Raw genomic sequence first — 14335 nt, 5'->3', positions numbered from 1 at the left:
TTTGGATAGACTTCTTTGTAAACTGTTCTATCTTCAAACCGCCGAGGCGGTATGAATTCTCAGGCTTAAAGCTCCCCTGCTTCCCGTTTGGCAAGCAGCGCTTTCTCGACGTTGGGCGGCACAAACCGCGAAACATCCTGCCCATAGTGGGCGGCTTCCCGCACGATGGTGGAAGAAAGGTAGCTCCATTTGATGGCTGTGGCCAGAAATACGGTTTCGATTTCCGGCATCATAGCGTAGTTGGTATGCGCCAGCTGGATCTCGTTTTCAAAGTCGGTGACTGCGCGCAGCCCCCGCACCATGACCGTGGCGTTGTTCTGCTTGGCAAAACTCACGGTCAGGCCATTGAAGGAATCCACCTCCACATTGGGCATATCCTTGCAGCATTCCCGCAGCATGGCAACGCGCTCCTCGACCGTAAACAGCGGCGTTTTGGCACTGTTGACCAGCACTGCAACGATCAGCTTATCAAACATACGGCTGGAGCGCTTGATGATATCCAGATGTCCGCGCGTGACGGGATCAAAACTGCCGGGATACATGGCAATGGGCATGGTAAACGAACCTTTCCGACCCCACCCATCTGTTAAAAAATAAACAACCCAGGGTGGAAATGTAGGCACCGACGCCGTGGCTGGCTTAAGAGGATTCTTAAAAACCGACTCGGTCAGGTGCGCGGCGGCTGGTGCCGCCGAGTTTCCGGCACATTTTCAGAAACTCTACTATAGTTTTACCATCTTGTTAAGGTTTTGTCAATTACTTAACTGCTAAAATTCTGTTCAAATCATAAGTTTGTTTTTACATCCTGCACAACCCCCCATTTTCGGCCCGATGCTGCGAACCTTTTTCCGCCATCCTTCTACCTATTTATATAAAGGCCGTATACCGGACCTACCCCTCCGCTCTCGTGTGTTTTTCCTCTTGACCCGCAGGGCGCACCGTGTTATTATTTTAACATGAGAGGGTATGTCCCTCCGTTTTTGCTGTGAAGATAGAGTAATCGAGGTGCTGTACCATGAATTTTGAGGACCTGATCGCAAAAGTTAAGACCTGCGGCAAGCAGAAGCTGGCCGTCGCCGCCGCTGAGGACGACGCTGTTCTGGAAGCCGTTGACGCTGCCCACAAGCAGGGCATCGCTGACGCCATTCTGGTGGGCGACGAAGCCGCCATCCGCAAGATCGCGGCCGAGCTGAACATCGACCTGAGCGACTACGAGATCATCAATGAGCCGGACAAGGTTCAGGCTTCCCTGAAGGCTGTCAAACTCGCCCATGACGGCGTTGCCAACATGTACATGAAGGGCCTGCTGGACACCAAGACTTTCCTGAAGAGCGTACTGGACAAGGAAGTGGGTCTGCGCACCGGCAACACCCTGTCCCACGTGGCCGTGTTCGAAGTCAAGGGCATTGAACAGCTGCTGTTCCTGACCGACGTTGCCTTCATGACCTACCCCACCCTGGAGGACAAGGTACATATCATCGAGAATACCGTGGCTGTTGCTCATGCCTGCGGTGTGGAATGCCCCAAGGTTGCCCCCCTGGCCGCCGTTGAAGTGGTCAACCCCAAGATGCCCTGCACCGTTGATGCCGACGAGCTGCGCAAGATGAACGAAGAGGGCAAGATCACCGGTTGTGTGGTGGATGGCCCCCTGTCCATGGATATTGCCATCGATCCCGAAGCCGCCCATCACAAGGGTGCTCAGGACCGCCCGGCCGCCGGCCACGCCGACATCCTGCTGTTCCCCGACATTCAGGCCGGCAACCTGGTCTACAAGACTCTGGTGCACACTGCCGAGTGCAAGAACGGCTGCATCCTGACCGGCACCAAGGTGCCCGCCATTCTGACCAGCCGTTCCGATTCCTTCCAGACCAAGGTCTACTCCATCGCGCTGGCCGCTGTTGTGGCCGCCGGTTTGAAAGCGGAATAAGAAAAGCGAAGAAAGAAGGAGACGATTCGTTATGTCGATCAAAACGTTGGTCATCAACCCCGGTTCCACCTCCACCAAGGTTGGTGTGTTCGAGGATGAGACGCTGCTGTTCGAAGAAACCCTGCGCCACCCCACCGAGGAGATTGCCAAATATGCAAGCGTGATCGACCAGAAGGATTTCCGTAAAGAGATCATTCTGGATTTCCTGAAGGAGAAAAACTGCGACCCCAAGACTCTGAACGTCATTGTTGGCCGCGGCGGCCTGCTCAAGCCCATTCCCGGCGGCACCTACGCCGTCAGCGAAGCTCTGCTGGCTGACCTGAAGGCCGGTGTCCAGGGTCAGCATGCCTCCAACCTGGGCGGCATCCTGGCCCGTGAGATCGGCGATGCCCTGGGTATTCCCAGCTACATCGTAGACCCCGTGGTTGTAGATGAGCTGACCGATAAAGCCCGCCTGTCCGGTATGCCGGAACTGCCCCGCCGTTCCATCTTCCACGCCCTGAACCAGAAGGCCGTGGCCCGCCGCTTCGCTAAAGAGAACGGCAAGCGCTACGAGGACCTGAACCTCATCGTCATCCACATGGGCGGCGGCGTTTCCGTCGGTGCCCATGACCACGGCAAGGTCGTGGATGTCAACAACATCCTGGACGGCGAAGGCTGCTTCAGCCCCGAACGCAGCGGCACCGTGCCCGTGGGTGACCTGGTGAAGATGTGCTTCAGCGGCAAGTACACCCAGCAGGAAATCTATAAGAAGATCTGTGGCAACGGCGGCTTCAATGCCTACCTGCACACCAACGATGCCCGCATCGTTGAAAAAATGGCCCAGGAAGGCAACGCCGAAGCCAAGCTGGTGCAGGATGCTTTCTATTACCAGATTGCCAAAGACGCCGGCGCCATGGCAGCCGTGCTCTGCGGCAAGGTAGATCAGATCATTCTGACTGGTGGCATTGCCTATAACCCCCATACCCGTGAGATTCTGGAGAAGCATTTGCGCTTTATCGCCCCCATCACGGTCTACCCCGGTGAGGACGAGCTGCTGGCCCTGTGCCAGGGCGCGCTGCGCGTGGTCAACGGCGAAGAAGAAGCCAAGAAATATTGATGATGGCCCGGTGAGGGTTCCTCTCCCCCACCGTTTTACAAAAAAAGCAGGAAAGGCATTTCGCCTTTCCTGCTTTTTTATTGTATGTTATGGTGTATCGGCCAGAAGACGTTCCAGAATCTGGTCGTTTTCTTGCTGATACTGGGCGGCGACCGCATCATCAATAATATAGACGGTTACCGGAATCACAGCGCTTTCCACCGATTCCTCATAGGTCTCGTAGTAAAGATCCACAAAAGCGTGTCCGGTCATCATGGCAGTACCGGTATCGGCCGCATAGGCATACCCATACACAAAACGGCCGTCATCGCTGGTGATATACATGAGCGTGCCGTAAGGAATCACCGAAGGATTGACCGCTACCGTGCCATAGGTCAGGCGGCGCCCACTGGCCCCCTTGGCTGTAGCCGAGGCAGAATATCCCGTAGACCGCTGGTTGGTATACGTTGCCGCCACGCCTTCGGACGGTACCCCATCCACGATCTCCGGCCCCACAAATTCGGAAACCGGCGCCTTTTCCCCGTAGACCTTCGTGATGGTGGGCACCATGCCCACCTGGGTAACACGGTCGATCTCCTCGGTGGAGCTCCATTCCCCATCAATATAGGTTTCCCGCCAGGTTACGGTATCCAGGCCGTCGCTGCCTTCCTGCAGCAGCATGGTTTCATCCTGATCCCGGTAGTAAAGGCTGGTAAGCACCTGCTGCTGCTCCGAGGGAATCACCACATCCTCGGTGTATTCCACATAGTCCACACGCTGCAGGGTCAGGCTCTCCCCTTCGGTCACGGTTTCGTCGGCCGCCGGTGTCAGAAGATCATTTTCATCATAAGAAATGCCCAGTTCCTCCAGCAGTTCTGCTGATGTAGCACCGGTGGTGATGATCTGCTGGGTAGTCCCGTCTGCCGTCACGTCCACGGTGTAGGCACGCAGCACCTGCATCAGTTCACCGTCGGCAATCTGGGACCAGACCACCTCGTCATGTTCACCCAGCGGTGGGGTATCGCTTTGTTCCAGCAGGTCCTCCACATCGGTGGATGCCGTAAAAATACGCACGCTGCCGCCGTGGGTATCCCGAACCACCACAAAGTGCAGTGACTGGGAGGTAAAGGCAATGGCCAGCGCCAACACGATTGCGCCGCCTGCCAGAGCCCCCCACTTGGGCAGGGCCAGTTCCAGGCGGCGGCGGATATGCTCTTTGGTTTTAACAGATAAAGCCATCGGGTTCTCCTTACACGGAAAGTGCCGGCCCCGCAAAGGACCGGCACCATAAGATGCTGTGGGGTGTAAAATCTGCGTCCTGAAAAGTCAGTGCCTGCCGACCTTTACGGTGCAGACAATGTGTTCATCCTATTTCGTTTTTACACTTTCGGTTTGAAATAGTAACACAAAATCGTAAATTTTACAAGTATTTCGACAAAACAATCACAGTTATCACGAAAATTCCCCATCTCCCCCGCTTCTTTTGTGCTTGTTGCCCACACAGTGCAAAGCATTCCAGCAGGGTTTCCGCACCCGAAAACTCCTTACAGCAGGATATATTTCAGGATGAAGAGAACCGTCAGCACATACATCAGCGGGCTGATCTTCTTCTCGCGAGCCTTGCCGGTGATGAGGTTCAGCAGAGTCCAGGAGATGACGCCGATGGCGATACCTTCCGAAATGCTGTAAGCCAACGGCATAGCAACAATGGTCAGGAAGGCCGGAATTGCGTCAGACAGGTCGTCGAAGTCGATCTTTGCAACAGCGCCCAGCATATAGAAGCCTACAACGATCAGAGCCGGTGCCGTAGCAAAAGAAGGAATGGTCAGGAAGAGCGGGCTGAAGATCACAGCCAGCAGGAACAGAACACCGGTAGTCATGGCAGTCAGACCGGTGCGGCCGCCTTCGGTAACACCGGAAGCGCTTTCAACGTAGGTGGTGGTGGTAGAAGTACCCAGCACAGCACCTGCGCTGGTGGCAATGGCATCGGCCAGCAAAGCGCCCTTGATGCGGGGCAGACGGCCGTTTTCATCCAACATATCCGCTTTGGAGGCAACGCCGATCAAGGTGCCCAGCGTATCGAACAGGTCGACAAAAAGGAAGGCGAACATGACAGCGAAGAAGTCCAGCACATTGAGACCGGAGAAGTCCGCCTTGAACACCTGACCGAAGGTCTGGCCCAGAGCGGAGAAGTCAAAGCTGACGAATGAAGTGGGAATAACGGAGTACATGCCGGCCTCGGCGTCGGGGATGTACACACCGCACAGTTCGCAAACAATGCCAAGAACCCAGGTGATCAGGATACCGTAAAGGATTGCGCCCTTGACCTTTTTGACCAGCATGACCGCAATGATCAGTACGCCGATCAGGGCCAGAATGGCACCGACACCTACGCTGTGGAAGGTTTCGCCCTTGAAGCTCTGGTAGGTCAGCAGGGTAGAATCACTGTTGACGATGAGCTTGGCGTTCTGCAGGCCCACAAAGGCGATAAACAAACCAATGCCCACGCTGACAGCCGATTTGAGGGTTGCCGGGATAGCGTTGAAAATGGCTTCCCGGACGTTGGTCAGGGACAGCACGATGAAGATGAGGCCTTCGGCAAAAACAGCCATCAAAGCCATCTGCCAGGTGTAGCCCATTTTCAGCACAACCGTATAGGCAAAGTAGGCATTCAGGCCCATGCCGGGAGCCAGTGCAAAGGGATAGTTGGCCAGCAGTGCCATCAGGGCCGTGCCGATAAAGGCAGACAGCGAGGTGGCAATCAAAATGGCATTGGCGTCCATTCCGGTAGCCGAAAGAATGCTGGGGTTGACTGCGAGGATGTACGCCATCGTCATGAAGGTGGTGATACCTGCCATGATTTCGGTTTTGGCGTTGGTATGATTTTCCTGCAGTTTGAAAACTCGTTCTAACATGAAATTCCTCCTGTTTCATTGAATGATTTTTCCTCCCCCTTCCCACACCATGAGGCAGAAAAAACCGTAAAACCCATTCTACCATTTTAGACATAGTTTGTCCATATTTTCAAAAGGAATATTTTGCGTTCTTATGTAGATTAGTCATACTTTTCATGCTTTGTAATGCTTCCATTGCTGCTGGTGCGGCTGTGGTTTCCAACCTGCCAGTCCGTATTCTGCGTAGCTGCCTATTTTGTGCCCTACAAAAGATTTTCCCTTTTGGGGAGTGTGTGGCTGAATTTTCTTTTTTCATTTTGCAACAGAAAAGCCCCGGAACCACAGGGTTCCGGGGTTTTGAACAACTTTCGGAAGCTGAATCAACGCTTGCTAACCGCCAAGGCATCGGTGCAGCTTCTGCCGAACTTTCGGCCAATTTTCGTTTTTCTTCCAACTTTTTAGCCGATTGTAATTTTCGCCCGCGTACATAGTATGCAATGTACAATTTTCGCATCTTGCCTGACCCGGCTATTTTTTGTGTGCAAGGACAGCGTACCACGCCAGCTCTTCTAACGGTCTTTCTTTCGCAACGGCCGGGCAGGGATAGATTTCTATATCCTCATACCCCATATTTTGTATAGCATCAAAAATCAGAGTGCTTGGAATAGGATGGTAACGTTCCTCAAAGATTTCTTTCTGAAAAATCTTGCCATCTCTTTCAAAAGTATAGAGCAGGTTAAAAATTATCGTTCCATCATCCGGATAATCCCAAACCTGCATCAGATTGATGCGATCTTCTCCCCGAAAAACAGGATTATACAGATAAAAACGCTGATGTTCTCTCAAAATCTTATCCCAGTTTCGGGTATCCAAATACAGATATCCCCCGGGGCTTACCAGCCTATCCATTTCGTGCAATGTCTGTACAACATCACCGTTCGGAACATACGCAAGAGAATTGCCGCTGCTGGCCACGCAATCAAATGTCTCATGGAAACAGGCGCTGACCTTTCGGAAATCACATTGCACCGTGCGGATATAACAACCTTTTTTTCTCAGCCTTCTCCCTGCACCTCTTCAGCATACTCTCGCTCAAATCCGATCCGGAAAGAGTGATTCCCATATCCAAAACCGGGAGCGTCATAGCACCAGACCCAATACTGACATCCAACATGGTCTGGATTCCTTTATTTTGGAACAATTTTTGCCAATGTCCCAGATTCCACATATATCGCGCATCATCTTCCATAAGGTCATAGATTTCTGCACGGTCGTAAAGTCGGCCCATTGTCCCCTCCACACTCAAATGGGTTATCCCAAATTTTCCTTGCAAAGAACTTATTTTTTACTAAGACGATAATAGTGTGTTTCACCATTCGTCCGCAACTGCAGAAATCCATATCCCTGAAAGAAGCGGATATAGTGCGTGCCTTCCGGCAAGCTGTCAAAACAAAGGAAGCTATCAGATTGCGTATCAAACAGAAAAACGGGAGCATCGGCATAGCTTGTCCACACAAGACATCCTTCTTCTAACCTCAGATCGTCTATCATCTGTTGCGTGGTCATGACAGGCTCGTCACTTTGTGCACCAACCAATTCCCAAGTTGCAAATTCATTATTTGCCAACGCGCCCAAATTCAACTTGAAGAATATGGAATCCCCTACTGCCATTTCAGAAACATCATCAGGCAACACAATCTTTTCAGAGCTTTCTTTGCTCATTAAAACATAAGCGTTCTCTTGTTTTGCAATGCACCATATTTCTTTACCATCAAACATAGGACACTGTGCGTGCTCCATATATGGTATCACATCCAAGGTTGACAAATCAGCGCAATATACGATTGTTTCGGATTCGCTGCCTGAACCGCAGACAGTATCGAAGTAGAGTTTATTCTCTACAAGCGCTGTCCCCTTCTGATAAAAGATAGAGCTTCCAATATATTCTTCCGGATACTCATAAACCGTATATGTTTCCTGGGAATCCCGATCATAAACGCACAATCTGGCAATTTGGTGATTTTCTGCTTTCAAAAAATTCTCTGTATACGGGATCGGACTTTCTCGATAAACAAGATAACGCCTGTTGATTGCCTGAATTGTATAGTCTAATTCACTATTTGCGGAAACCCATTTTTCACATTCGCCAGTCTCTATGTTATAACAACCAATAGCTTCCAGGTTTTCTTCCTGCAGCGCACCATTCGTACCGGCTTTATACATATAAATCAACGCCGAGTTTTCATCGAGAAGCATGACCGGTAAAATGGGGCTATCCGCAACGGTTTGTGGCAAACCAATTTCTTCAATGGCAAACACATCTTCTGCCGGTTTGCAATCCCGGTATAAGTTATATTGCATATCCCCATCGCCCGCAGTCGGAATGATGTATGCAGGGGTTATGGTATACTCCGAGCTTTCCGGCGTGGCCACCGACGAAGGTTCCGACGAGGAGGCCTGTTCTTCTTGCGTGTCGGTGGTAACCGCTGTACAAGCGCACAAGGAAATACAGGCAGCAGATAAAATAACGGCAACGGCTTTTCGCATATAGGTATCTCCTCTTTTCTGGTCAGAACACCATCCCCCGTGGCGCAGGCAAAAACGGCTGATTTTTCTGTGAAAACAGTTTCTCTCCAATCAAAATGTATCATATCCATCATTTACTGTAAATATTTGCAGGGAAATCGTGTTGAAAATGCACATTTCCTGCCCTTGCAAATCGTGAAACTTGCCATACGCAGAGAATAACAAAAAGTGCCCCGCAAAAAATGCGGAGCACCTGGAGATTCGTTTTCTTTCCTTTGGTTCCAATGGGGTGAAAGCATTTCAAAGCAGTCAAACAGAATCCAGCGTCACATTGGAGTCATCTGTGTCGGAGAGTGCGCCAGAATGCAGTGGTTTTCCGTTTCCTCTACCTGCCGAAAGCCCAGTCTCTGATAGAGAGCTTTGGCTCTGTGATTTTCTTTAAAACACCCCAGTTGGAGGGTAAGCTCTCGTTCCTGGCAATAAGCCAGCAAACGACGCAGAATGGAAGAACCAATTCCCTGCTCCCGATAGTCCGGCAACAGGTGCAGCTCCGCCACCTCCACGCAGTCGTTTTCTTCCAGTACCTGCAAAAAACCGATAGGCTTTCCAGATGTTTCTATGACGCGGAACTGCCCGACAGACGCAAAGTCGCCGTCAAAATCCTGCCGCTGAAAGGATTCGTTCCATCCCCAGATTGCCTCCACGTAAGGCCGGATCGATGCCCTCTTACAAACGTAAATCCACTCATGGTCCTCCGGTATTGCTTGGCGAAGTTGATAGTCCATATTTGCCTTTTCCTCTTTCAGAGTGATAAAAATACCCCTGGAAATTCGAGAATTTCCAAGGGTATTTGACGAATATTGAGAAATCAGCGCTTGCTGAACTGCGGAGCGCGACGGGCGGCTTTGAGGCCGTATTTCTTACGTTCCTTCATACGAGGATCGCGGGTCAGGAAGCCAGCCTTCTTGAGGGTGGTGCGCAGCTCGGGGTTGAACTGCAGCAGGGCGCGGGACAGACCATGGCGGATAGCGCCAGCCTGGCCGGAGCAGCCGCCGCCAACAACGTTGACGACAACATCGAACTTGCCTTCGGTCTCGGTGAGAACCAGCGGGCTGTTGACCAGGAGCTTCAGGGTCTCCAGGCCGAAGTAATCGTTGATGTCACGGCCGTTGATGGTCATTTTGCCGGTGCCGTTGTAGACACGCACGCGGGCAACGGAATGCTTACGACGGCCGGTGCCGTAGAAATAAGGTTTCGTCTCGTACATCTTCTATTGCCTCCTTAACTCAAAACTCAACGGCTTCGGGCTTCTGGGCAGCATGAGCGTGCTCAGCAGTCTTGTAGCAGTGCAGACGGGTCATAGCCTTGGTGCCCAGGGTGTTGCTGGGAACCATGCCCTTCACGGCATAGGTCATGGCCTTATCGCTGGCCTCGGCCATCAGGGTCTTGTACTGGGTTTCCTTCAGACCGCCGATCCAGCCGGAGTGGGTGCGATGGAACTTCTTCTCCAGCTTCTTGCCGGTCAGGACAGCTTCGTCGCAGTTGATGATGATGACATGGTCACCACAGTCAACGTTGGGGGTGAAGGTGGGCTTGTTCTTGCCACGCAGGATAACAGCAGCCTTGGCAGCAACGCGGCCGAGCGGCTTGCCGGCGGCGTCAATCACATACCACTTGCGATCAGCCATTTCAGCGGGCTTAGCGAGAGTCGTGCTCATAGTAGGGACCTCCATTGAAAAACTAACACGTCCGTTCTCAAAAAACGGTATCATACAGCGCCGGGCCGGAACACCGGGCACCGCGGCGCTTTTTCGCGCAAGTGTGATTATAGCAGAAAGGGTACCGGAAGTCAACGATTTTTGGCAACAATTTTAATATATTCCGGTGTATCTCTCGTATTCTCTCTTATCCTCTTGTTTTCTCTTGTTTTCTCATTTCCTATTTTTTGTATTTTCTTCGTTGGGGCGCAAAACAAAAAGCCCGGCACACCGGGCAGAAGATCTGCACAGTGGGCCGGGCCCATTGGGTTTGGTTTCCGATTACTGTTTGATTGCGTTGATGACGCGGCTCAGATCGCCCTCGTCCTCGCAGACAATCTTCACGGGGTGGCTGTAATCCAGGCTCATCATGCCCAGGATGCTTTTGGCATCGGCAATGCTGCCCTTCATGTCGTGCACGCCGACCGCATTATAACATTTGGCGGCAGCAGACACGATTCCCTTGACCTCAGTGAAGTTGGAAACCTTGACTTGTTTCACCATTGTAATGACCTCCAGACAATTTCCCTCTGCGGATCGTTTTCCCGGCAGCGGTGCTTCTTTAACGCCTGCTGCACAATCCGCTCCCAGGGCGGTTCGGACCACCATGTCCTGTTTTCCCGTCCCTGTATTGGGCATTATAGCACAATTATTCCCACGTGGTTTGTGTAGCATGCACAAAGCTCCGTTTTTCCATTTCCTGCACAAAAGGGTCAAATCTTCATTTTTGGGATTTGGTCAGTTTGCTCAGTTTTTTGAGCCAAAAAGGTCATTTATTCACAATGTTTTAGTTTATGCAAAGTTTAGTTTGCGTTTTCTGCTCAATTTCCGTCTTTTTTTAAGTTTTTTTTGCCTGGAAAACTTCCAGACTTTTGCACCCGTTGCAACAAAAGCACATATTTTACCGGTTTTTCCGGTACTTTTTTCTCATTGCAGGCCCTTCATGGTCAATGCAATCCGCTTTTTGGCAACATCCACAGACAAAACTTTCACCTTAACAATGTCGCCCACCTTCAGGACTTCCCGGGGATGCTTGATGAAGCGGTCACTGATCTGCGATATATGCACCAGTCCGTCCTGATGAACACCCAGGTCCACAAAGGCACCGAAGTCGATGACATTGCGCACGGTACCCGTAAGCTCCATCCCCGGCTTCAGATCTTCCAGGCTCATCACGTCACTGCGCAGCAACGGTTTGGGCAGGCTGTCGCGCACGTCACGCCCCGGCTTGCACAGTTCCGAGATAATATCGTGCAAAGTAGGTGCGCCGATGCCAAGCGAATCGCAGAGGTTCTTCTCCCCTTTCGCCTTGACGGCGGCAGGCAGCTCTGCCAGCTTATCGGTGCCGATCTGAGCGGTGGTATAGCCGCAGGCTTCCAGCAGAGCTTTGGCCGCCGCATAACTTTCGGGGTGAACAGCCGTGGCATCCAAACGGTTCTTTGCCTCGGGCAAGCGCAGGAAGCCCGCACACTGTTCATAGGCTTTGGGTCCAAGACCCTTTACCTTTTTCAGCTGCGCGCGGGAGGTGAAGGCACCTTCCTCCTCCCGCCAGGCCACGATATTCTTGGCCGTAGCGGCGGTGACACCTGCCACCCGGCGCAGCAGCGGCGCGCTGGCCGTATTCAGGTCTACGCCCACACTGTTGACACAGTCCTCCACAACACCGTCCAGCGTTTCGTTCAGGCGCTTCTGGGGCATATCGTGCTGATACTGACCTACACCCACAGCCTTGGGGTCGATCTTGACCAGTTCCGCCAGGGGGTCCTGCAGACGGCGGGCAATGGAGACCGCACTGCGCAGGTTTACATCGAATTGCGGGAACTCCTCGGCGGCCAGCTTGCTGGCGGAATATACCGAAGCGCCTGCCTCACTGACTACCATATACTGCAGATGCAGCCCCTGTTCCTCGGCCAGCTCCCGGATCACAGCAGCGGCAAACTCCTCGGTTTCGTGCCCGGCAGTACCGTTGCCGATGGCCATTACTTCCACGCCGTTTTTGCGCACCATTTCCTTTATAATACGCTTGGCCTGATCTACCCGTTTGAACTCCGGCACCGGATAAACCACGTTGGTATCCAGCACTTTGCCGGTGGGGTCCACCACCGCCACTTTGCAGCCCATGCGGTAGCCGGGGTCCAGACCCATGACCGTTTTGCCCCGGATGGGCGGCTGAAGCAGCAGCTGACGCAGATTGTCGCCAAAGACTTTGATGGCACCTTCCGCAGCCGCAGCAGACAATTCCCCGCGCAGTTCGTTTTCCAGGCTGGGATGAATCAACCGGCTGTAGGCATCCAAAGCAGCGGCTTCCACCAGCAGCGCACTGGCACCGCCGGTCTTTTTGCGGGCAAACATCCAGGCCGCAATGGCCCCGGCCCGCTCACTGTCCACCTGAATGGAAACTTTCAGATAGCCTTCCCGCTCGCCGCGGTCCAGCGCCAGCACACGATGCCCCGGAATTTTGGAAAGCGGCTCGGCATAGTCGTAATACTGGGCATAGACACTGTCCTCATCCTTGGCCTTGGTGCTGGCGATCCGCCCAAAGGCCCGGTAATACCGGCGCAGTTCGGCACGGCAAGCCGCATCGTCGGACACCGCCTCGGCCAGAATATCCTGGGCGCCGGCCAATGCCGCGGCCACATCGGGCACTTCTTCATTCAGATACTCCGCAGCGGCAGCCTGGGGATCAAAGGCCGCATCCTGTTTCAGGATGGCGTCGGCCAAAGGCTGCAGGCCACGGGCTTTGGCAATACTGGCCCGGGTCTTGCGCTTGGGTTTATAGGGGCGGTAGATATCCTCCACCTCAGCCAGAGTCTTGGCTTTTTCCAGCGCGGCGGTCAGTTCCGGGGTCATGGCCCCCTGTTCAGTGATAGAGGAAGTCACTTCCTCCTTGCGCTTATCCAACCCGCGCAGGTATTCCAGCCGGTCGCCCAGGTCACGGAGCACCTGGTCATCCATGGAACCGGTGGCTTCCTTACGGTAGCGGGCAATGAACGGGATGGTGTTTCCCTGGTCGATCAGATCAATGGCTCCCTGCACATTTTTGACACTCAGGTTCAGTTCGGCAGCCAGTTGTTCAGCATGATTTTGCATTCAGTTTCCTCTTTCTCTTACGATACAATAACAACAGATACACCGCATAGACAGCCACCCCGGCCAGGCTGATTCCGGCCGAAAGCGCCAAGCCCGGTGTGTGGTAGGTAAATTCAATGGTCGCTTCCCCTGCCGGGACAAGCACCGCCATCAGACCGTTGTCCACTTTCTCAATGGTAGCAGGTTCCCCGTTGATGGTAGCGGTAAAACCCGCATCATAGGGAACGCTGAAGAACACCAGTTCTTCTTCCTGATAAGCCGTTTTTGCCGTAAACCCGGTACGCGTGGCAGTAAAATCCGCGACGGCCACCGCCCGCCGGGCAGCACAGTCTTCGGCGTAGGTTTCGGCGGTACGGTCCTCCAGTTCCTCCTGGGGCAGCGGGTCCAACAAACCGGCATAGGTTTCCAGCTGGTCTTCATCCAGCAAAAGAGCCCGCATCAAAATCTGGGCGCGTTCTTCCTCGGGGACTGTATCCAGCTGTTCCTGGGTCACGTAATAGTCATAGGTAAAGCCCATCGGCACCCAATTGTCGTTCTGATAGATCAGATAGGCCGAGGTCTCCCCGCACTGGGTCCAGCCGGACAGATTTTCCTGGGTCCAGTCCTCGGCACTATCCCGGGCAACCAGCGTATACCGTACGCTGAGCAACCCCCGCAGAGCATAGTTCTGGGCATCCGGTTTGGAGTTCACGTCCCGGGTAACGCCTACTTCGGGGTAAAATTCCATAATGCTGGGCGCTACGGTAGAATTGAAGAACTGCAGGCAGCTCTTGTCAAACCAAAGGCCCAGATTGTTATGCGCCCCGTAGGCGTCAATGCGGTAAAAAGCATCGTCCGGCAAAGCGTTTTCAATTTCCGACACCGAATCGTAGGTCTCGGCGATCAGGTTGCTGTCGGTCTGCCACTGGGGGTATTTGGTCAGCGAAAGGTGTACGCTGCCGTACAAAAAGCTGAACGCCAGAATACCGGCCAGCAGCGTCTGGCCCCAGTTGCGGTGATTACGGCAAAGCCGCCACAGCGCCCAGAACAGCAGCACGCCCAACACGCTGACCGCAAAGATACC

15 protein-coding genes are annotated in these 14335 nt (G+C 53.1%); 3 read left to right on the top strand and 12 right to left on the bottom strand.

From position 1 onward, the window contains the following. Positions 1-65: 65 nt before the first annotated feature. Positions 66-554, bottom strand: a complete 489-nt coding sequence (coaD, locus tag H6B10_RS01125; RefSeq protein WP_204649076.1) for a pantetheine-phosphate adenylyltransferase — start codon at positions 552-554, stop codon at positions 66-68. A gap of 461 nt (positions 555-1015) precedes the next feature. On the opposite strand from coaD, the gene ptb reads away from it, so the two are divergent. After that, the gene (ptb, locus tag H6B10_RS01120) at positions 1016-1927 is read left to right on the top strand and encodes a phosphate butyryltransferase (RefSeq protein ID WP_204649075.1); all 912 of its coding nucleotides are present in this window, start codon (positions 1016-1018) and stop codon (positions 1925-1927) included. Between the two features lie 31 nt (positions 1928-1958). Continuing rightward, positions 1959-3026 carry a butyrate kinase gene (gene buk, locus H6B10_RS01115; RefSeq protein ID WP_204649074.1) on the top strand — a complete coding sequence of 356 codons (1068 nt, stop codon included), beginning with the start codon at positions 1959-1961 and terminating at the stop codon, positions 3024-3026. A gap of 87 nt (positions 3027-3113) precedes the next feature. Here the strand turns inward: buk and H6B10_RS01110 are convergent, their stop codons facing one another. Together H6B10_RS01110 and H6B10_RS01105 are read right to left on the bottom strand one after the other, a co-directional pair. Next, positions 3114-4244, bottom strand: coding sequence for a ubiquitin-like domain-containing protein (locus H6B10_RS01110; protein WP_204649073.1), 1131 nt, complete (start codon positions 4242-4244; stop codon positions 3114-3116). Between the two features lie 305 nt (positions 4245-4549). After that, on the bottom strand, positions 4550-5920 hold the full coding sequence (locus H6B10_RS01105; RefSeq protein ID WP_204649072.1) for an NCS2 family permease: 1371 nt from the start codon (positions 5918-5920) through the stop codon (positions 4550-4552). 272 nt (positions 5921-6192) lie between these two features. Between H6B10_RS01105 and H6B10_RS01100 the strand changes: the two genes are divergently transcribed. Next, positions 6193-6390 (top strand): hypothetical protein, encoded by a 198-nt coding sequence (locus H6B10_RS01100; protein ID WP_204649071.1) that lies wholly within the window; start codon positions 6193-6195, stop codon positions 6388-6390. Positions 6391-6427: 37 nt separating this feature from the next. On the opposite strand, the gene H6B10_RS01095 is transcribed toward H6B10_RS01100, so the two are convergent. The 9 genes from H6B10_RS01095 to H6B10_RS01055 all read right to left on the bottom strand — a co-directional run. Next, positions 6428-6928 (bottom strand): class I SAM-dependent methyltransferase, encoded by a 501-nt coding sequence (locus H6B10_RS01095; RefSeq protein WP_204649070.1) that lies wholly within the window; start codon positions 6926-6928, stop codon positions 6428-6430. Further along, positions 6918-7187, bottom strand: coding sequence for a methyltransferase domain-containing protein (locus tag H6B10_RS18670; protein WP_204649069.1), 270 nt, complete (start codon positions 7185-7187; stop codon positions 6918-6920). The genes H6B10_RS01095 and H6B10_RS18670 overlap by 11 nt, the downstream gene beginning before the upstream one ends. Before the next feature lie 50 nt (positions 7188-7237). Beyond that, on the bottom strand, positions 7238-8446 hold the full coding sequence (locus tag H6B10_RS01085; RefSeq protein WP_204649068.1) for a hypothetical protein: 1209 nt from the start codon (positions 8444-8446) through the stop codon (positions 7238-7240). Positions 8447-8751: 305 nt separating this feature from the next. Beyond that, a complete protein-coding gene (locus H6B10_RS01080; RefSeq protein ID WP_204649067.1) occupies positions 8752-9210 on the bottom strand; it encodes a GNAT family N-acetyltransferase in 459 nt (152 codons plus the stop codon). A gap of 83 nt (positions 9211-9293) precedes the next feature. Further along, positions 9294-9692, bottom strand: a complete 399-nt coding sequence (rpsI, locus tag H6B10_RS01075; RefSeq protein ID WP_204649066.1) for a 30S ribosomal protein S9 — start codon at positions 9690-9692, stop codon at positions 9294-9296. Positions 9693-9711: 19 nt separating this feature from the next. Next, a complete protein-coding gene (gene rplM / locus H6B10_RS01070) occupies positions 9712-10143 on the bottom strand; it encodes a 50S ribosomal protein L13 (protein ID WP_204649065.1) in 432 nt (143 codons plus the stop codon). 321 nt (positions 10144-10464) lie between these two features. Then, a complete protein-coding gene (locus tag H6B10_RS01065; protein WP_204649064.1) occupies positions 10465-10686 on the bottom strand; it encodes a hypothetical protein in 222 nt (73 codons plus the stop codon). A 423-nt stretch (positions 10687-11109) separates the two neighbouring features. Then, on the bottom strand, positions 11110-13272 hold the full coding sequence (locus H6B10_RS01060) for a Tex family protein (protein WP_204649063.1): 2163 nt from the start codon (positions 13270-13272) through the stop codon (positions 11110-11112). Further along, the coding region (locus H6B10_RS01055) for a YfhO family protein (protein WP_204649062.1) at positions 13256-14335 on the bottom strand (1080 nt) is incomplete at its 5' end. The genes H6B10_RS01060 and H6B10_RS01055, both read right to left, overlap by 17 nt.

This window comes from Gemmiger formicilis (assembly GCF_016901605.1).
In the GTDB taxonomy this organism is placed as follows: Bacteria; Bacillota; Clostridia; order Oscillospirales; family Ruminococcaceae; genus Gemmiger; species Gemmiger formicilis_B.
Note: the sequence above shows the minus strand (reverse complement) of the source record. Positions and strands in the feature narration are given on the sequence as shown.